Here is an 18406-nt window from a genome sequence, read left to right as displayed (position 1 = left end):
TTCGCACGCTACGCACCTCGAACAACCCGGAGAACATGCTGAACAAGCGTATTTTTGCGTGCGACACCCAGCAAATCAGCGAAGGTTGCGAAGATCGAGCGCTAGAGTCGGTGGGGTGATCTCCGAGCGCTCCGGACCCCAGACCCGACCCACCGGTCTCTTCGCACGTTACGCACCGGTAGTCACAGGTAAAATCCCTTGCAGGACTAGGCTTCTCCCCAGACAATCACGATTTCGAGCGAACTTTGCAAACCCGGCGAGTTAGGATCTCCGGCGTGCGGAAGATGTACGCGGGGGCCAGGCTACGACGGCTGCGTGAAGAACGACGGATGACTCAGGCGGCGCTCGCGAAATCGCTGGATCTGTCCCCGAGTTATCTGAACCAGCTCGAACGCGATCAGCGCCCGCTCACCATTCCCGTTCTGCTGAAACTGAACTCGACCTTCGACCTGGACGTCCAGTTCTTCGCCGCCGACTCCGACGCGCGACTTGTCTCGGATCTGCACGAGGTCCTGGTGGAAGCCGCGGGTGGCGGCGACACCGCGCCGATCACCGAGGTCGAGGAACTCGCGACCCGGCTGCCCGAGGTGGCCCGCATCGTCATCGCCATGCACCGGCGCCTGCGCGCGGCCACCGATCAGCTCGACCTGCTGTCCTCCCGGGTGGACACGCCCAGCGGCGCGCCGGGCACGCCCATGCCCTACGAGGACGTGCGCGACTTCTTCTACGACCACCGCAACCACATCTCGACCCTCGATCACGCCGCCGAGCAGCTGTTCGAGGAGTCGGGGCTGAGCATCGGCTCGCTGGACCGGCAGCTGGCCAGGATCGCCGAGGAACGCGCGGGCGTCACCGTGCTGGTCCGCGGCGACGGCGCCGACCCGACCATCCCCAAGCGCCACTACGACCCCGACACCCGCACGCTCACCCTGGCCCGGCGGCTGCGGCCCGGACAGCGTGCCTTCCAGATCGCGACCACCCTCGGCCTGCTGCTCTACGGGCGCGAGATCGACAACGTCCTCGCCGAATCGCGGGCGCTCACCGGGGAATCCCGCACGCTGGCCAGGGTCGGGCTGGCCAACTACTTCGCGGGCGCGCTGATCCTGCCCTACGGCCGCTTCCTGCGGTCGGCGGAGGAACTGCGCTACGACGTCGACCTGCTCGCGCTGCGCTTCGAGGTCGGCTTCGAGACGGTGTGCCATCGGCTCAGCACCCTGCAGCGGCAGGGCCAGCGCGGGGTGCCGTTCTTCCTGGTGCGCACCGACCGGGCCGGCAATATCTCGAAACGGCAGTCCGCCACCGCGTTCCACTTCTCCCGGGTCGGCGGCAGCTGCCCGCTGTGGGTGACCCACGAGGCCTTCGCGCATCCGGGCCGCATCCTCACCCAGATCTCGGAGATGCCCGACGGTCGCCGCTACCTGTGGATCGCCCGGACCACCCCGGCATCGGCGCAGGGCTTCGGCACGGCGTCGAAGAACTTCGTCATCGGGCTGGGCTGCGATATCGAATACGCCGACCGGCTGGTGTACTCCCAGGGCCTGCAACTCGACGATCCGCAGGTGGCGGTGCCGATCGGGGCGGGCTGCAAGGTGTGCGAGCGACCCGCGTGTCCGCAGCGCGCGTTCCCGCAGATCGGGCGCCCGCTCGCGGTGGCCGAGCACACCAGCACCGACCTGCCGTATCCGCGCCTCCCGCGCTGAGCGTCAGGACTTCGCGAGGTACTCGATGCGCTCGCCGTCGACGGCGGCGTCCATCATCCCCGCCAGCCCGGGATGCTTCACCAGGCCGGGATCGTCGGCGACGACCCGCCTGGCCAGCTCCTGGGCGGCGGTGATCACCTCGAGGTCGTCGAGCAGCGACAGCAGCCGCAGCGACCGCGCGGTGCCGGACTGGGCCGCGCCGAGCACATCGCCCTCGCGGCGCTGCCGCAGGTCGAGCACGGAGAGTTCGAAGCCGTCGGTGGTGGCGGCGACCGCCTCCAGGCGGGCCATCGCCGTGCCGCCGGGCGCGGCGTCGGTGATCAGCAGGCACAGGCCGGGATGCTTGCCGCGCCCGATCCGGCCGCGCAGCTGGTGCAGCTGACTCACGCCGAACCGGTCGGCGTCGACGATCACCATCACCGTCGCGTTCGGCACGTCGACGCCGACCTCGACGACCGTGGTGCAGACCAGGACATCGATGCCGCCGTCGTTGAACTGACGCATCACCTGGTCCTTCTCGTCCGACGGCAGGCGCCCGTGCAGCAGCCCGACCCGCACGCCGGACAGCGCGCCCGCGCTCAGCGTCTCGTACATCTCGACCGCCGCCTGGGTGGTCGGGCCTTCCTTCTCCTCGGCCGACTTCTTGCCCTTGGCGGGCGGGGCGTCGGGGTCCTCGCCGATGCGCGAGCACACCACATACGCCTGCCTGCCCGCGCCGACCTCTTCGAGAATGCGCTCCCAGGCCCGGTCCACCCAGCCCGGATGCAGCTTGCGCGGCACCACCTTCGACACGATCGGCGAGCGGCCCCTAGGCAGCTGGGTGAGAGTGGAGGTCTCCAGGTCGCCGAGCGTGGTCATCGCGATGGTGCGCGGGATCGGGGTGGCCGTCATCACCAGCAGGTGCGGGCTGATGCCGTCCTTGGCCTTGGCGCGCAGGGCATCTCGCTGTTCGACGCCGAAGCGGTGCTGTTCGTCGACCACAACCAGGCCGAGGTCGAAGAACTCCACCGCGTCCTGGATGAGCGCGTGCGTGCCGATGACCAGGCCCGCCTCGCCGGTCATCGCGTCCAGCAGCGCCGCCTTCTTGGCCGCCACCGACATCGAACCGGTCAGCAGCACCACCTTCGTCGACTGCTCGGCCGCGCCCAGCTCGCCCGCAGTGCCGAGGTCACCGAGCATCGCCCGCAGCGACCGGTAGTGCTGGGCGGCGAGGACTTCCGTCGGCGCGAGCAGCGCGCACTGCCTGCCCGCGTCGACCGCCTGCAGCATCGCGTGCAGGGCGACGATCGTCTTGCCCGAGCCGACCTCGCCCTGGAGCAGCCGGTGCATCGGGCGGGTGCGCGAGAGGTCGGCGGAGATCTCGTCGATCACCTGCTGCTGACCCTCGGTCAGCTCGAACGGCAGCCGCTCGTCGAAGGCGGCGGCGATGCCGTCGGTGCGCGGCGGACAGGCCGGGGCGGTGCGGCCCTCGACCTCGTGCCTGCGCTCGGCGAGCACCAGTTGCAGGGCCAACGCCTCGTCGAATCGCAGTCGGTCCCTGGCCTTCTCGATGTCGAGCTTGTGCTCGGGCAGGTGGATCAGCCGCAGCGCGTCGGAGACCTCGAGCAGGTGGCGTTCCGCGCGCAGGTCGGCGGGCAGCGGGTCCTCGATCGGGTCGAGCTGGTCGAGGATCTGGCGGATGCAGGCCAGCAGGTCCCAGCTCTGCACCTTCGCGGTCGCCGGGTAGACCGGCACGAATTCGCGCTCGAAGAACGACGCGTCCACGCCCCCGGCGCCTTTCGCGCTCTGCGCCAGCCCGCGCAACGCGCCGCTGCCGCGCACCGAGGTCAGCTCCTCGACACCGGCCTCGGCCTTGTCGGGCAGGATCAGATAGTCGGGGTGCGAGAGGTTCCAGCGGTCGGGGCGCCACCAGTGCACGGTGCCCGACATCATCGCCCGCACACCCTCCTTCACCAGGTAGCGCACCTTGTCGCCGTTGAAGAAGGTGGCCTCGATCGGGCGGGCGGCGCCGGTGTCGAGCTGCACCTTCAGCAGCGAGCCGCGCCGGTTCTTCATCGGGCGCAGTTCGGTTTTGGTGATCCGGCCGATGACGGTGATGTGCGCGCTCTCCTCCGGTTCCTCCTCGGTGAGCGGCTGCCCCTGGGTGGCGTAGCGGACGGGATAGTGGCGCAACAGGTCCTCGACCGTGGTCATGTCGAACGCCTCGGTCAGCCGTTCGGCCGCCTTCACTCCGAGCACGTGGTCGAGCCGGTCACTCAACGTCGCCATCACTCGACCCCTATCTGCACCAGATCCGCTTGCTGCCCACCGGAATACACCACGACCTCGACTCCGGGGAAACCGGCCGTCACGTGCTCGGCCAGGACGGCGCCCAGTTCGGGGCCCGCGTCGGCGCCCATCAGCAAGGTCACCAGTTCGCCGCCGAGACCGAGCATCCGGTCCAGCAGGATGCGGCCCGCGCCGACGACATCGGGGTCGATGACCACCACGTCCTGGCCGACCAGGCCGAGTCCGTCACCGGGCGAGCACATTCCGACCATGGTCAGGGCGCGCACCCGCGCCGGGCGCAGCGCGCCCCAGCGGGTGGTCGCGGCCGCCTCAGACATCGCGAAGGCGTCGTCGACGGCGATCCGGCCGCGATCGTGGACCGCGAGCGCGGCCAGGCCCTGCACCATCGACGCGCTCGGCAGCAGCAGGACGTCACGTGACCCGTCACGGGCGGCGACACCGGCGGCCACGAGTTCCTGCGCGGGCAGCGCGCCGTTGGGCAGCACGAGGACTTCCCGGTTCGGCATCGCGCGGATGGCGGTCAGCAGGGCGGTCGTGTCGAGCTGGCGGTCCCCGCGCAGCACCACCGCGCCCGCGTCCTCGAACAGGCGGGCGGCCGCCGCGCCGGAGGCCACGGCGAGGATGCCCCGGTCGGCCGGTGGGTTCACCTCGGGCCCGCCCGAGCCGCCGTCGACCGTCGGCCTGCCCTGCGCCGCCGCACCGGTGTTCGCTGCGTGGGGGAACGCACTGCCCGCGTCCGCTGCCCCGGCGACCTGCGCCGCCACCACCTCGCCGGTGCGGCGCGGACCATCGGCGCGCGCACCGTCGCAGGCCGCGTCGGCGAGGTGCTCGGCATGTCCGCCGTGGGGCGCGGTCACCGCGAAGCTCTCGATGCGGATGCCGGTGACGGTGCCGATCGCGAGGCCGGCCTCGATCGCCGCGCCCGCGTCGCGGCAGTGCACGTGGGCCGACCAGGTGCTGTCACCGTCGCCGACCACCACGACCGAGTCACCGAGGACCGCGAGCCGGTCGCGCAAGCCGCCCGCCGCGGCCTCGTCGGTGCCCGAGATCACGTACATGACCTCGAAGTGCGGGTCGGGGGAATCGCGGTGGCCGTCCCAGGAGTCGGCCTCGGTGGTCCGCGCGTCGGACAGGATGGCCGGACGTTCCCGGCCGTCGACGGCCGGCGATCGGGCGAGGTCGCCGGGGCGCTCACCCTCGGGTCGGTGGTCTTCGGCGCCGGACCTGCGCTGGGCTGCGCCCGACCGGTCGGCTCGGAGATAGCTGTCCCTGGCCGGCGCCTGCCCGCAGACCTGCGTCACGAGGGAGTCGAGCAGGACCAGCAGTCCCCTGGCGCCCGCGTCGACGACCCCGGCCGCCCGCAGGACACCCAGTTGCGCCGGGGTTTCGTTCAGCGCACGTGCGGCGCCCTCGGCCGCCGACTGCGCGACGGAGACGAGCGAGAGTTCCGCCGAACCGGCGGCCGCGACGGCGGCGCGATCGAGCACGGTCAGGATCGTGCCCTCGACCGGGGCGCTGAGGCCGGTGCGCACGAGCACGGCTGCCCGCCGCAAGGCCGTCCGCAACCGTTCCCCGGTCAGCGGGCCCCCGACCACCGCCTCGGCGATCCCGCGCAGCACCTGCGACAGGATGATCCCCGAGTTCCCCCGCGCGCCCGTGGTCGCGCCGCGCGCGAGCGCCTGCGCGACGAGATGTGCGGGCACCTCGGCACCGGCACGGCGATCGCCCACGTCAGCGGCACCGATCGGTGCCCGGCCACGGCCCACCGGTGCACCGCCGTCGTCCCCCGGGGCGGTCGCCGGGCCTGCATCCGCGTCCGGGTAGCCGCCGGTGGCCGAGTCGTCACCGATACCGGGATCGGCGGCCATGGGAACGGCGCGACCAGCGGTCCGGTCGGGACGCGCCGCGTCGGGGACCGCACGTTCGGCGGCGGCGACGGCCGCGCGCATGGTGGCGAGCAGGTTGGTGCCGGTGTCGGAGTCGGCGATGGGGAACACATTGAGCGCGTCGATCTCGGCGCGGCGTAGTTCCAGATCGGTGCGGCAGGTCCTGGCCCAGTCCAGCAGCTCGGCGCCGTCCAGCGCCTCCCGCACCTGCGACACCGTCACCTCGCTCACTGTTTGCCGTGCCCGCCCGCCGGGCACCGCACGCCAGGTTAGCGCCAGCAACCGACAGGGGTATGCTGAGCGCGGACGGGCCCGTCATCCGGGCCGTGCCCGGCGTGTCGACCGGGACACCCGGTTTGGAAGTTCACGGCCCGGCCAGCTACCCTTGCAGGGTTGCCTCGCGCGGCCATCCGGTCTGCGCTGGCCGACGCGAGTCGGCAAGGCATTTGACGACATCAGTTTCCGGTACAGCGGGCATCCGTGCGCGCTGACCGCTTATGACATGAAGGAGCTCGCGACATGGCTGCCGTTTGCGACGTCTGCGCCAAGGGCCCCGGTTTCGGGAAGTCGGTCTCGCACTCGCACCGGCGCACCAACCGTCGCTGGAACCCGAACATCCAGACCGTGCGTGCGCAGGTTGCCCCTGGCAACACCCGCCGGATGAACGTGTGCACCTCCTGCCTGAAGGCGGGCAAGGTCGTCCGCGGCTGATTCTCAGCCCGTACATTCTGCCGACAGTGCCCCGGCACCCCGCGTGGGTGGTCCGGGGCTTTGTCGTCGATGGGGGCCGACGTGGCTGACTGGCGCATCGAGGCACTGACCGCCGAGCGGGTCACCGAGCTCGCCGCCTGCCACATCGCGAGCTGGCGGGAGGCCTACGACGCCCTGGTGCCGGGCCACGTGCTGTCCGGCTTCGATCTCGAACGCTCCGCGCTCACCTGGGAACGCCGCCGCACCGACGGCGCGCACCGGCTGCCGATCGCGCTGGCCGGTGACCGGCTGATCGGCTTCGCCTCGGCGACCGAGTTCGAACTGGAAGCGCTCTACGTCCGCGCGGCCTGGCACGGCACCGGCGTCGCCGACGCCCTGATCGAGTCCGCCGCCCCCGGCTCGCCGTGCACGCTGTGGGTGTTCGGCGACTATCCGCGCGCCCACGCCTTCTATCGCAGACACGGCTTCGCCGACACCGGGGTTCGCCGGGTCGACCCCTTCACCCTGCTGCCCGAACAGTGGTGGCGGCGCGGCGCTCGCTAGGGTGACGCCATGAGTACCACCGAACCGGTCACCGCCGTCACGGTCGTCGACGGCGTCCTGCAGCTGCCGATCGCCACCGCCGCCGCGGGCACCTCGATGAATTTCGACCTGATCAACGCGGGCACCGAGGCCCTGCGCGCCCTCGATCCCGAGGTCGGCGCCGTGCTGCTCACCGGCACCGGCGCCAACTTCTGCGCGGGCGGCAACGTCCACCATTTCGCCGGCGCCGAGGACCGTGGCGCCTACCTGCACCAGCTCGCCTCCGAGCTGCACGACTTCGTGCGCGCGCTGGCCGCGACGCCGGTCCCGGTCGTCGCCTCGGTGCACGGCTGGGCCGCGGGCGCCGGCATGAGCCTGGTGTGCGCCGCCGATATCGCGATCGGTGGCCCGTCGACCAAGCTGCGCCCCGCCTACCCGGGCATCGGCCTGAGCCCCGACGGCGGCATGTCCTGGCTGCTGCCCCGGATCGTCGGGAAGAGCCGGGCCGCCGAGATCCTGCTCACCGACGCCGTGCTCGGCGCCGACGAGGCCGTGCGCCTGGGCATCCTGAGCCGCACCGTCGCCGACGACGAGGTGCGCGCCGAGGCGCTGCGGATCGCCCAGAGCTTCGTCACCGGCCCCCGCACCACCTACGCGGCCATGAAAAAGCTGCTGGCCCAATCGCCGACGGCGACTCTGGACCAGCAGCTCGACGCCGAACGCGACAGCATCGCCGCCGCCGCGAACGGCGCAACCGGCCGGGAAGGCGTCGACGCCTTCGTCGGCAAGCGCAAGCCCGAGTACCTCGGGCTGAGCTGACTCGACGTCAGCAGGCGGCGCCGAGGGCGCTGAAGGTGTTCTGCAGCAGGCAGGTCACCTTCGCGTTCACGCCGGAGGAGATGGTGGAGGTGCCGGTGGAGGTCCACTCCTCACCGATCTGGGTGGTGGCGACCGGCGCGGCCTGCTCGTCGTAGGGCTCGAGCGCGAGGCCCGCCGCGTTGGCCGAGGCGGCGCCCGCGGTCAGGGCTGCGGCGACGGCGACGGCGGCGGTCGCGACGGCGGCGCGAACGGTGGTGATGTGCATCGGGTTGTGCTCCTTCATCATTTTCTTCTGGTGCGGGCGACGCCCCGGGTCAGGGCAGCCGCCAGTCGACGGGTTCGGCTCCGAGTTCGTCGAGCAGTTCGTTGACCCGGGAGAAGGGCCGCGAACCGAAGAATCCGCGCGAGGCCGACAACGGTGAGGGGTGGGCCGATTCGAGGTAGGGGATCTCGGCCTCGGTGAGGGTCGGCTTGAGCGAGCCCGCGTCGCGCCCCCACAGCACGGCGACCAGCGGCTCGTCCCGGGCGACCAGCGCCCGGATGGCCTGTTCGGTGACCGCTTCCCAGCCCTTGCCACGATGCGAGGCCGGGGTGCCGGGCGTCACGGTGAGCACCCGGTTCAGCAGCAGCACGCCCTGATCCGACCACGGGCTCAGGTCGCCGCAGGTGGGCGTATCGAAGCCGAGGTCCTTGCTGTACTCGGCGAAGATGTTGGACAGGCTGCGCGGCACCGGCGAGACATCAGGGGCGACAGAGAAACTCAGCCCCATCGCGTGGCCCGGCGTCGGGTAGGGATCCTGGCCGACGATCAGCACGCGCACGGCGTCGAACGGACGGCGGAACGCGCGTAGCACGTTCTCCCCAGCGGGCAGATAGCCCCGGCCCGCGGCATTCTCGGCGCGCAGGAATTCGCCCATCTCGCTGATCCGGTCGGCCACCGGTTCCAGTGCCCGGGCCCAGCCCGGATCGATGATCTCCGACAGTGGTTTGGCACCCATGACCGCACAACCTATCGGTTCCGGGCGCCGGGCGTGGCGTCCGCCCCACGGAACGATTCCCAGCCGGTGCCGCCGGTCGGCGCCGCACCGTCCACGGTGACGCCGCTGCCTGCGGTGACGACCCCGATCGGCCGCCAGCCCGGCGGCAGCGCGGTGCCCGCCGGCCAGGTGCCCGCGAAGGCGTGGTCCTCGCCGCCGGCCAGAATCCATTGCGCCGCATCGACATCGAGCAGTGCGGCGACCGCGGCCAGTTCGGGGTCCGCCAGTGCCGCGCTGTCCACGTCGACAGCGACGCCCGAGGCGGTCGCGAGATGACCCAGGTCGGCGAGCAGTCCGTCCGAGACGTCGGTGAGCGCGGTCGGCACCGCACCCCCGGCGACATCGAGCACAGCGGCATAGGGCGGCTGCGGAACCCGATGCGTCGCAAGAGCATGCGCGAAGGCCGGATCGGAAGGGTCGGCGTCGCCGGACAATACGGCCAGCCCGGCGCCGGACCACCCGAGTTCGCCCGCCACCGCGACGATGTCGCCGACCTGCGCGCCGGAACGGGTGAGCGCCCCCTGGCCACCGAGGTCGCCGAACGCGGTCACCGAGACGACCAGCTGGTCGCTGCGCACCAGATCGCCGCCCGCGATGGACCCGCCCGCGCGCCCCGCCTCGGCCCACATGCCGTCGGCGATGCCGGTCACCACCGCCACGGGGGTGTCGGCCGGGCAGCCGAGCGCGACGACGAACGCCGTCGGGCGCGCGCCCATCGCGACGATGTCGGCGGCGTTCTGCGCGATGGCCTTGCGGCCGATGTCCTCGGGCGCCGACCAGTCGCGCCGGAAGTGCCTGCCCTCGACGAGCATGTCGGTGCTCACCACGAACCGCCCGTCGGGCGCGGCGACCAGCGCGGCGTCGTCACCGGGCCCGAGCAGCACGTGCGGCGCCTGCTCGCGGTTCGCGGTGATCCGGTCGATCAGGGCGAACTCACCCAGCTCACGCACCGTCTGCGGACGGCTGTCCTCGCTGATGACCGGCCCCTTCCCAGTGTGCTGCTGACCGACGAAATCGCCCCGACGGTACCCTTTCGGAGGCGATCGGACACAACGGAAGGACCAGACGATTATGGCGGCGGATTCGTCGGACCCGACAGCGGCGGACGACCGGGACGACACGTCCCCGGGTGGCGACACCCCCGAAGCCACGACCGACCAGTCCGCGACCGGCGCGGCGGACGAGTCGACGGACGCGAGTTCCACCGACGGCGCGGCGAAGCCGACCACCCGGACACAGCCGGACGCCGATGACGACGACGCGTCGACGCCCTACTCCCCCGCGCTCATCGCCACCGCCGTCGCCCTGCCGATCGTGCTGATCGTCGGCGTCCTCGTCGCCGCCGTCATCGCCCTGCGCGCCCCGGTCGAACGCGAGCCCCTCGCCCTCGGCCCGGTCCCCGCCCCGGCGGCCGACAGCCCGGCCTGCCAGGCGCTGCTCCCGGCCCTGCCCGCCGATCTCGGCGAGTACACCAAGTCCACCCTGGTCGAACCGGCGCCGCCCGCCACCCGGGCCTGGCAGCACCCCGACGGCGGCGAGCCGATCGTGCTGCGCTGCGGCCTGGACCGGCCGCTCGAATTCAACCGCGCGTCCCCGCTGACGGTGATCGACGGCGTGAAGTGGTTCCAGGTCCGCGACGAGGTGGGCAAGGTCGGCACCTGGTTCGCCGTCGACCGCGAGACCTACATCGCCCTGACCGTCCCCGACGGCTCGGGCACCGACGCCATCCAGACCGTGTCCGGGGTCGTCACCGCGACTCTCCCCGCCCGCGAACCGACCCCGGGCGAGCTCTGATCTTCGGCGGCCGACAACGTGGTGGTCGAGCCCGCTGTCAGCGCAAACCGGTGCCGCGCGCCACGGCTGTCTCGATCAGCGTCGACACCAGCGCCGGGTAGTCGACGCCGGTCGCCTCCCACATCCGCGGGTACTGCGAGATCGGGGTGAAGCCGGGCATGGTGTTGATCTCGTTGATCACCGGGCCGTCGGCGGTGACGAAGAAGTCGACCCGGGCCAGGCCCTGGCAGTCCAGGGCGCGGAAGGCGCGCACGGACAGCTCGCGGATCTGCTCGGCGACCGCGTCGTCGAGCTTGGCCGGGACGTCGAATTCGCAGACGTCGTCGAGGTATTTGGTGGCGAAGTCGTAGAACTCCGGGGCCGCGGCGTCGGCGTCGGGCATCCGGATCTCGGAGACCACGCTGGCCCGCACCTGCCCGTCGGCGAATTCCAGGACGCCGCACTCGACTTCGCGGCCGACGATGCCCGCCTCCACGATCACCTTCGGATCGTGTTCGCGCGCGGCCGCGACGGCGGCGTCCAGATCGGCCCAGTCGGTGATCTTGGTGATGCCGATCGACGACCCGCCGCGCGCGGGCTTCACGAACGCGGGCAGGCCGAGGCGCGCCCGCTCGTCCACGGTCAGCGTCGCCGTGCCGGGGCGCAGCACCACCTGCACGCCGACCGGCAGCCCCTCGGCGGCCAGCAATTTCTTGGTGAACTCCTTGTCCATGCCCGCCGCACTGGCCAGCACGCCCGCCCCCACGTAGGGGATGCCGGCTAACTCGAGCATGCCCTGGAGTGTGCCGTCCTCGCCGAACGGACCGTGCAGGATCGGGAAGACCACATCGATACCGCCCAGCGTGGCGCCGGGATCGTCGAGGGCGACCAGCGCGCCGCCCCGGCCCGGGTCGGCGGCCAAGGTGAGCGCGGTGCCCGCCGCGTCGACCGCGGGCAGCGCGTCATGGCTGAGTTCGAGCGCGCCGAGGCCGTCGGCGAGCACCCAGCTGCCGGTGGTGGTGATGCCGATCGGCACCACCTCGTAGCGCTCGGGATCGAGGTTGCGCAGCACACTGCTCGCCGACACACACGAGACGGCGTGCTCGCTGCTGCGCCCGCCGAAAACCACGGCCACCCTGATCCGGTTCGTCATGAACGTCACCGTAACCGGTCGGCCGACCTGCGGCGCTATCGACCTACTCGGGTTTGATCCGCCTGCCGAGCAAACTGTCGACCGCCTCGCTGACCGAAAGACCCTCGTGACACACCCGGTGCACCGCGTCGGTCAGCGGCATCTCCACGTCGTGCGCGGCCGCCAGGGCCCGCACCGATGTGCACGACTTCACACCCTCGGCCACCTGCCCATTGGTCGCCTCCTGCGCCGCCTGCATCGACCCGCCCGCGCCGAGCACGTGCCCGAAGGACCGGTTACGCGACAGCGGCGAGGTGCAGGTGGCCACGAGATCGCCGACCCCGGCCAGCCCGGCCAGGGTGACCGGCTGCGCGCCGAGCGCGACCCCGAGCCGGATGACCTCGGCCAGCCCGCGGGTGATCAGGCTGGCGATCGTGTTGTCGCCCAGCCCCATCCCCGAGGCGATGCCGCACGCCAGCGCGATGACGTTCTTGCACGCGCCACCGATCTCGCAGCCGATCACGTCGGTGTTGGTGTACGGCCGGAAATACCCGGTGGCGCAGGCCCGCTGCGCGGCCCCGGCCCGCTCGGTGTCGCTGCACGCGATCACGGTGGCCGCGGGCTGCCGTTCGACGATCTCGCCCGCGAGATTCGGGCCGGACAGCACCGCGATGCGGCCCGGCTCGGCCCCGGTGACCTCGGCGATCACCTGACTCATCCGCAGCAGCGTGCCGGTCTCGATGCCCTTGGCCAGGCTCAGCAGGGTGGCGTCGGGGTCGATGTCGCCCTTCCACCGGTCCAGATTCGCGCGCAGCGACTGCGAGGGCACCGCGAGGACGACCAGATCGGCGCCGTCGAGCGCGGCCCGGTGATCGTCGGTGGCGCGCACGGGTGGCAACTGCACGCCGGGCAGGTAGAACGGATTGCGGTGCTCGCTGTCGAGCGCCTGCGCCACCTCGCTCCGTCTGGCCCAGATCGTGACCTCGGTCCCCGCCTCAGCCAACACCTTCGCGAACGCGGTGCCCCACGACCCCGCACCCATAACCGCCGCCCTCGTCATCAGCTCAATATGCCATGTAAGGATTGATGTCATGCGTCCGCACACCGTGCACGCCGTGATGGCGGTCAAGCACATCGATCGGGCCAAGAGCAGGCTGGCCGACGTGCTGACTCCCGAGCAGCGCGGTCAGCTGGTGCTGGCCATGTTCGCCGATACCGTCGTGGCCGCGACCGCCGTGCCGGAGGTGCTGTCGCTGACGGTGGTCACCCCCGATCCGGTCGTCGCGGCCCGCGCCCGCGAGCTCGGCGCGCACGTCCTCGACGAGCCGGCCGGCGCCCCCGATCCGCTCAACGCCGCGCTGTCCGCGGGCGCGGCCGACGTGCGCGACCGGCACGGCCCGGCCCATCTGCTGGCGCTGCAAGCGGATTTGCCCGCATTACGCCCGGCCGAACTGGCCGACCTGCTCACCGTCGCCCCCGACGGCGTCCGCTCGGTGGTGATCGACCACACCGGGACCGGCACCGCGGCATTACTGGTCCGCGATACGACCGCCGCGCTGGCGCCCCGATTCGGCGCCGACTCCGCCAACGCGCACCGCGCCGACGGCGCGCGAGCGCTCGCCGGACACTGGCCCGGCCTCCGATGCGACGTGGACACCCCCGCCGACCTCGCCACCGTCCACGGGCTCGGCGTCGGCCCGCACACCACGCGCACGCTCCGCGAATTCGGGCTGTCCGGTCATTTCGGTGATCCCGTTCGCACCGTGTGCTAGCCGATCGCCGCCACTGACCAGGATCGGACGAACGCGGCAACGTCATACTGCGGACTGCCCGGTTCGTAGGGGATGATTGACAGCGTGAGCGATACGGAAACCATCAAGCAGCAGTCTCCGATTTCCCCGCCACCTGCGGCCGCCACCGCCTCGGGCGGTGACCCGACGGCGCAGCGATTGCCCAGAGATCGCTACCTCAACCGCGAGCTCAGCTGGCTGGACTTCAACGCCCGCGTGCTGGCGCTCGCCGAGGACGCCTCGTTACCGCTGCTCGAACGCGCCAAGTTCCTGGCGATCTTCGCCTCGAACCTCGACGAGTTCTACATGGTCCGGGTCGCCGGCCTGAAACGCCGTGCCGAGACCGGCCTGTCCGTGCGCTCCGCCGACGGCCGCTCCCCGTCGGAACAGCTGGAGATGATCGCCGCCCGCGCCCAGGAACTCGCCGAGCGGCACGCGCACGTGTTCCTCGACGAGGTGAACCCGGCGCTGGCCGCGGAGGGCATCGACCTCATCGGCTGGGCCGATCTCGACGACGATGAACGGCAACGGCTCTCGGGCTACTTCACCGATCAGGTGTTCCCCGTGCTCACCCCGCTGGCCGTCGACCCGGCGCACCCGTTCCCCTACATCTCCGGCCTGAGCCTCAACCTGGCGGTGACGGTGAAGGACACGGGCACCGGCGGCGAGCACTTCGCCCGCGTGAAGGTGCCCGACAACGTCGACCGGTTCGTGCGCGTGCGCCGCACCAAGGCGCCCTCGGCGATCGCGGCGTTCCTGCCGATGGAAGACCTCATCGCCGCGCACCTGGACCTGCTGTTCCCCGGTCTGACCGTGGTGGAGACGCATTCGTTCCGGATCACCCGCAACGCCGACTTCGAGGTCGACGAGGACCGCGACGAAGACCTGCTGCAGGCGATGGAACGCGAACTCGCGCGGCGCCGTTTCGGCAAGCCGGTGCGGCTCGAGGTCTCCGACGACATGACCGAGCACATGCTGGAGCTGCTACTACGGGAGCTCGAGGTCGACCCCGCCGACGTCATCCAGGTGCCCGGCCTGCTCGACCTGTCCTGCCTGTGGCAGGTCTACGGCGTCGACCGGCCCGATCTCAAGGACGCGCCGTACGTTCCGGCCACTCCGGCGGCCTTCGGCGAGCGCGAGACGCCACGCAACGTCTTCGCGGCGCTGCGCGAGGGCGACGTGCTGGTGCACCACCCCTACGATTCGTTCTCCACCAGCGTGCAGCGCTTCATCGAGCAGGCCGCGGCCGACCCGCAGGTGCTGGCGATCAAGCAGACGCTGTACCGCACCTCCGGTGACTCGCCCATCATCAACGCGCTGATCGAGGCCGCCGAGGCGGGCAAGCAGGTCGTCGCGCTGGTCGAGATCAAGGCCCGCTTCGACGAGCAGGCCAACATCAAATGGGCCCGCGCGCTGGAACAGGCGGGTGTGCACGTGGTCTACGGCCTGATCGGCCTCAAGACCCACTGCAAGACCTGCCTGGTGGTGCGGCGCGAGGGTTCGACCATCCGCCGCTACTGCCACATCGGCACCGGCAACTACAACCCGAAGACCGCGCGCCTGTACGAGGACGTCGGGTTGTTCACCGCCGCACCGGAGATCGGCGCCGATCTGACCGACCTGTTCAACTCGCTGACCGGGTACTCCCGCAAGGAGGACTACCGGAATCTGATGGTCGCCCCGCTGGGTGTGCGGGCGGGCATCATCGAGCGGATCGACCGCGAGATCGAGCTGGCCAGGGAGGGCTTCGACGCCCGGATCCGGCTCAAGGCCAACGCGATCGTCGACGAGCAGATCATCGACGCGCTCTACCGGGCCTCCCAGGCGGGCGTGCCGGTGCAGATCGTGGTGCGCGGCATCTGCGGCCTGCGTCCCGGGGTGCCGGGCCTGAGCGAGAACATCGAGGTGCGCTCGATCCTGGGCCGGTTCCTGGAGCACTCCAGGGTGATCGAGTTCCGGGCCCAGGAGCAGACCTGGATCGGCAGCGCCGACATGATGCACCGCAATCTGGACCGCCGCGTCGAGGTCATGGTGCAGGTGAAGGATCCGCGCCTGGTCGAACAGCTGGCCGTGGTGTTCGATTCGGCGCTCGATCCGATGACCCGCTGCTGGGTGCTCGGCCCGGACGGCACCTGGCAGGCCAGCCCCACCGACGCCGACGCCGATCAGGTACGCGATCACCAGCAGTTCCTGATGCGCCTGCGCCGTCCCGATCAGCCGTGAGCAAGGACGCACAGACCGCGATGCATGATCCCCGGGTCCGACCCAATATCCATGCCGCGGGCGCGGTCCTGTGGCGCGAGAGCGCCGCGGGGCCCGAGATCGCGGTGATCCACCGGCCCAAGTACGGCGACTGGTCGTTGCCCAAGGGCAAGCTCGACCCCGGGGAGACCCCGGTGGTCGCCGCGGTGCGCGAGGTCGGCGAGGAAACCGGCCTGCCGTGCACGCTCGGGCGCTATCTCGGGCACGTCACCTATCCGATTCCCGGCCACCGGCAGCTCAAGCGGGTCGACTACTGGGCCGCGGAGGCGGCGGCGGGCGAGTTCGCCGTCAACGCCGAGGTCGACCAGCTGCGCTGGTTCCCGCTCGACAAGGTGATGGATCAGCTGTCGTATCCGATGGATCGTCAGGTCATCCGGATGTTCGCCCGGCTGCCCGCGCGGACGAACACGGTGCTGCTGGTCCGCCACGCCAAGGCGGGCAAGCGCGCGCGTTTCGACGGACCCGACGAGTTGCGCCCGCTCGAGCCCGCCGGCGAGCAGCAGGCGAAGGCTTTGACACCGAATCTGCTGGCGTTCGGCGCATCCGAGATCCATTCGGCCGATCCGCTGCGCTGTATCCAAACCGTGACCCCGTTGGCGGAACAGTTGAACGCCGAAATCAATTGCGAGCCAATGTTTTCCGAGCAAGGTTACGATTCAGCGAAAAGCGCCGCGCGGCAACGATTTCTGTCGTTGGTAACGGATCGGGGTGTGCCGGTGGTGTGCAGTCAGGGCGGGGTGATTCCGGATCTGACGCAGTGGCTCGCCGAGCGGGGTGGGCTCACCCTGCCGCCCGCGCGCAATCGCAAGGGCAGCGTCTGGGCATTGTCGTTCGTTGCGGACCGATTGGTCGCGGCCGACCATATGGACCGCTCGCTCTCGACGGGAATCGTCACCGCCTGAGTCGCCCGCAGCGCCCCCGAAACAGCCGAAACGGCCCCGGATTCCCGGGGCCGTTCTCGGTCCAGTGGTGGGTGATGCGGCCTACGTGCACATTCCCCGACCCGATCCCGCTGCGGCGGGATCAACGAGCACGACGGGTGGCTGTCTTCTTCGCAGCAGTCTTCTTGGCAGGAGCCTTCTTGGCGGCCGTGGTCTTGGCCGCGGTGACCTTCTTGGCCGGCGCCTTCTTGGCCGCCGTCGTGACCTTCTTGGCCGGAGCCTTCTTGGCCGCGGTCACTTTCTTTGCCGCTGTGGTCTTCTTGGCGGCGGTGGCCTTCTTCGCTGCCGCCGTCGTGGTCTTCTTGGCGGCGGGTGCCTTCGTGGCTGCCTTACGGGCGGTGGTCTTGGCCGGACCCTTCGACGGCGTCGCCTTCTTGGCGGCGGTCTTCTTGGCCGCCGTCTTCTTGGCTGCCGCCTTCTTCGCCGCCACCGGGGCGTTCACGCCACGCTTGACGGCGGGCCCGGACGCGGCCAGCTTCTGCTTACCCGCGATCACCGCCTTGAACTGAGCGCCCGGCCGGAAGGCAGGCACCGAAGTCGCCTTGACCTTCACGGTTTCGCCGGTACGCGGGTTGCGGGCAACCCTGGGGGCACGCTTGCGCTGTTCGAACACACCGAATCCGGTGATGGTGACGCTTTGACCTTTGTGCACGGCGCGAACGATGGTATCGACCACGTTCTCGACAGCCGCAGTTGCCGTGCGCCTGTCCGTACCCAACTTTTCGGTCAGAACGTCGATCAGTTCCGCCTTGTTCATTGAATCCTCCGCAGACTAATGGCCCGTCGTCGGACCGACTAGGTACCACGGTAAACCCAGTTTGAGCAAGAGTCTATGTGCCACGCCAAAATTCATGTGGTTTAGCACACGTCCAGCTACCGCCCCCAGGGAAGCGCCACTAAGCGTCCCAGGTGATTACGCCTGCGAAATAGGCTCCGGCAGCGTCACGGGTTTCCATGACGGCCTTCCCTTTTCGAACTCGCCGATGACGTCGGCCTGCCGCAGCGTGAGGCCGATGTCGTCCAAACCCTCCAGCAGACGCCACCGGGTGTAGTCGTCAATTTCGAACGGCAACACGACGGTTCCCGCCGTCACGGTGCGTGCGGTCAGGTCGACAACCAATTCGAGGCCGGGCTGTTCCTCGATCAGCTTCCACAGCATTTCGACATCGTTCTGTGACATCTGCGCGGCCACCAGGCCGCCCTTCCCCGCATTCCCGCGGAAGATGTCGGCGAAACGCGACGAGATGACCACCCGAAAGCCGTAGTCCGACAGCGCCCACACCGCGTGCTCTCGCGACGATCCGGTGCCGAAATCCGGCCCGGCCACCAGCACGCTGCCGTGGCGGTACGGCTCGGTGTTCAGAATGAAGTCCGGATCGGCCCGCCAACCGGCGAACAAGCCGTCCTCGAAACCCGTGCGGGTCACTCGCTTCAGGTAAACGGCCGGGATGATCTGGTCGGTGTCGACATTGGACCGGCGCAGCGGGACCCCGATGCCTTTGTGAACAGTGAAGGCTTCCATAACGATTCTCCTTCGATCGTGG

General features: G+C 70.5%; 17 protein-coding genes. 8 read left to right on the top strand and 9 right to left on the bottom strand.

From position 1 onward, the window contains the following. The first annotated feature begins 275 nt into the window (after nt 1–275). Nucleotides 276–1700 (top strand): short-chain fatty acyl-CoA regulator family protein, encoded by a 1425-nt coding sequence (locus tag ACFYWJ_RS14305; RefSeq protein WP_355282861.1) that lies wholly within the window; start codon nt 276–278, stop codon nt 1698–1700. A 3-nt stretch (nt 1701–1703) separates the two neighbouring features. Here the strand turns inward: ACFYWJ_RS14305 and recG are convergent, their stop codons facing one another. Beyond that, nucleotides 1704–3968, bottom strand: coding sequence for an ATP-dependent DNA helicase RecG (recG, locus tag ACFYWJ_RS14300; protein WP_355282858.1), 2265 nt, complete (start codon nt 3966–3968; stop codon nt 1704–1706). Continuing rightward, the gene (locus ACFYWJ_RS14295; protein ID WP_387163196.1) at nt 3968–6097 is read right to left on the bottom strand and encodes a DAK2 domain-containing protein; all 2130 of its coding nucleotides are present in this window, start codon (nt 6095–6097) and stop codon (nt 3968–3970) included. Before ACFYWJ_RS14295 ends, recG begins: the two co-directional genes overlap by 1 nt. 297 nt (nt 6098–6394) lie before the next feature. Here ACFYWJ_RS14295 and rpmB point away from each other — a divergent pair, with 297 nt between their 5' ends. From rpmB to ACFYWJ_RS14280, 3 genes are all read left to right on the top strand, one after another. Continuing rightward, nucleotides 6395–6586, top strand: coding sequence for a 50S ribosomal protein L28 (rpmB, locus tag ACFYWJ_RS14290; RefSeq protein ID WP_011210730.1), 192 nt, complete (start codon nt 6395–6397; stop codon nt 6584–6586). Between the two features lie 81 nt (nt 6587–6667). Beyond that, nucleotides 6668–7129, top strand: coding sequence for a GNAT family N-acetyltransferase (locus tag ACFYWJ_RS14285; protein ID WP_355282852.1), 462 nt, complete (start codon nt 6668–6670; stop codon nt 7127–7129). 9 nt (nt 7130–7138) lie between these two features. After that, nucleotides 7139–7927 (top strand): enoyl-CoA hydratase-related protein, encoded by a 789-nt coding sequence (locus ACFYWJ_RS14280; RefSeq protein WP_355282850.1) that lies wholly within the window; start codon nt 7139–7141, stop codon nt 7925–7927. 7 nt (nt 7928–7934) lie between these two features. Here the strand turns inward: ACFYWJ_RS14280 and ACFYWJ_RS14275 are convergent, their stop codons facing one another. From ACFYWJ_RS14275 to ACFYWJ_RS14265, 3 genes are read right to left on the bottom strand one after another with little or no spacing between them, the layout of a single operon-like run. Then, nucleotides 7935–8192 (bottom strand): hypothetical protein, encoded by a 258-nt coding sequence (locus ACFYWJ_RS14275; protein WP_355282847.1) that lies wholly within the window; start codon nt 8190–8192, stop codon nt 7935–7937. Nucleotides 8193–8241: 49 nt separating this feature from the next. Further along, nucleotides 8242–8925 carry a uracil-DNA glycosylase gene (locus ACFYWJ_RS14270; RefSeq protein WP_355282844.1) on the bottom strand — a complete coding sequence of 228 codons (684 nt, stop codon included), beginning with the start codon at nt 8923–8925 and terminating at the stop codon, nt 8242–8244. Between the two features lie 11 nt (nt 8926–8936). Continuing rightward, a complete protein-coding gene (locus ACFYWJ_RS14265; RefSeq protein ID WP_387163201.1) occupies nt 8937–9914 on the bottom strand; it encodes a thiamine-phosphate kinase in 978 nt (325 codons plus the stop codon). 121 nt (nt 9915–10035) lie between these two features. On the opposite strand from ACFYWJ_RS14265, the gene ACFYWJ_RS14260 reads away from it, so the two are divergent. After that, the gene (locus ACFYWJ_RS14260; protein WP_355282841.1) at nt 10036–10758 is read left to right on the top strand and encodes a DUF3515 family protein; all 723 of its coding nucleotides are present in this window, start codon (nt 10036–10038) and stop codon (nt 10756–10758) included. A 37-nt stretch (nt 10759–10795) separates the two neighbouring features. Here the strand turns inward: ACFYWJ_RS14260 and ACFYWJ_RS14255 are convergent, their stop codons facing one another. Together ACFYWJ_RS14255 and ACFYWJ_RS14250 are read right to left on the bottom strand one after the other, a co-directional pair. Next, complete coding sequence (locus ACFYWJ_RS14255) at nt 10796–11890, bottom strand: D-alanine--D-alanine ligase family protein (protein ID WP_355282839.1); 1095 nt, start codon at nt 11888–11890, stop codon at nt 10796–10798. A gap of 43 nt (nt 11891–11933) precedes the next feature. Further along, a complete protein-coding gene (locus ACFYWJ_RS14250; RefSeq protein ID WP_355282836.1) occupies nt 11934–12929 on the bottom strand; it encodes an NAD(P)H-dependent glycerol-3-phosphate dehydrogenase in 996 nt (331 codons plus the stop codon). A 31-nt stretch (nt 12930–12960) separates the two neighbouring features. Between ACFYWJ_RS14250 and cofC the strand changes: the two genes are divergently transcribed. The 3 genes from cofC to ACFYWJ_RS14235 all read left to right on the top strand — a co-directional run bounded on the left by cofC (nt 12961) and on the right by ACFYWJ_RS14235 (nt 16823). Beyond that, a complete protein-coding gene (gene cofC, locus ACFYWJ_RS14245; protein WP_355282834.1) occupies nt 12961–13641 on the top strand; it encodes a 2-phospho-L-lactate guanylyltransferase in 681 nt (226 codons plus the stop codon). Nucleotides 13642–13713: 72 nt separating this feature from the next. Continuing rightward, the gene (locus tag ACFYWJ_RS14240) at nt 13714–15882 is read left to right on the top strand and encodes an RNA degradosome polyphosphate kinase (protein ID WP_355282831.1); all 2169 of its coding nucleotides are present in this window, start codon (nt 13714–13716) and stop codon (nt 15880–15882) included. A 20-nt stretch (nt 15883–15902) separates the two neighbouring features. Beyond that, the gene (locus ACFYWJ_RS14235) at nt 15903–16823 is read left to right on the top strand and encodes a bifunctional NUDIX hydrolase/histidine phosphatase family protein (RefSeq protein WP_355282875.1); all 921 of its coding nucleotides are present in this window, start codon (nt 15903–15905) and stop codon (nt 16821–16823) included. A gap of 121 nt (nt 16824–16944) precedes the next feature. Here ACFYWJ_RS14235 and ACFYWJ_RS14230 read toward each other — a convergent pair whose 3' ends face one another. Beyond that, on the bottom strand, nt 16945–17619 hold the full coding sequence (locus ACFYWJ_RS14230) for an HU family DNA-binding protein (RefSeq protein WP_355282828.1): 675 nt from the start codon (nt 17617–17619) through the stop codon (nt 16945–16947). A gap of 156 nt (nt 17620–17775) precedes the next feature. Further along, nucleotides 17776–18384 carry a 3-isopropylmalate dehydratase small subunit gene (gene leuD / locus ACFYWJ_RS14225; protein WP_355282825.1) on the bottom strand — a complete coding sequence of 203 codons (609 nt, stop codon included), beginning with the start codon at nt 18382–18384 and terminating at the stop codon, nt 17776–17778. Nucleotides 18385–18406 lie beyond the last annotated feature (22 nt).

Origin of the sequence: Nocardia sp. NPDC003269 (assembly GCF_042888005.1) — a bacterium.
GTDB lineage: Bacteria > Actinomycetota > Actinomycetes > Mycobacteriales > Mycobacteriaceae > Nocardia.
This window is presented reverse-complemented; position numbering and strand designations above follow the sequence as displayed.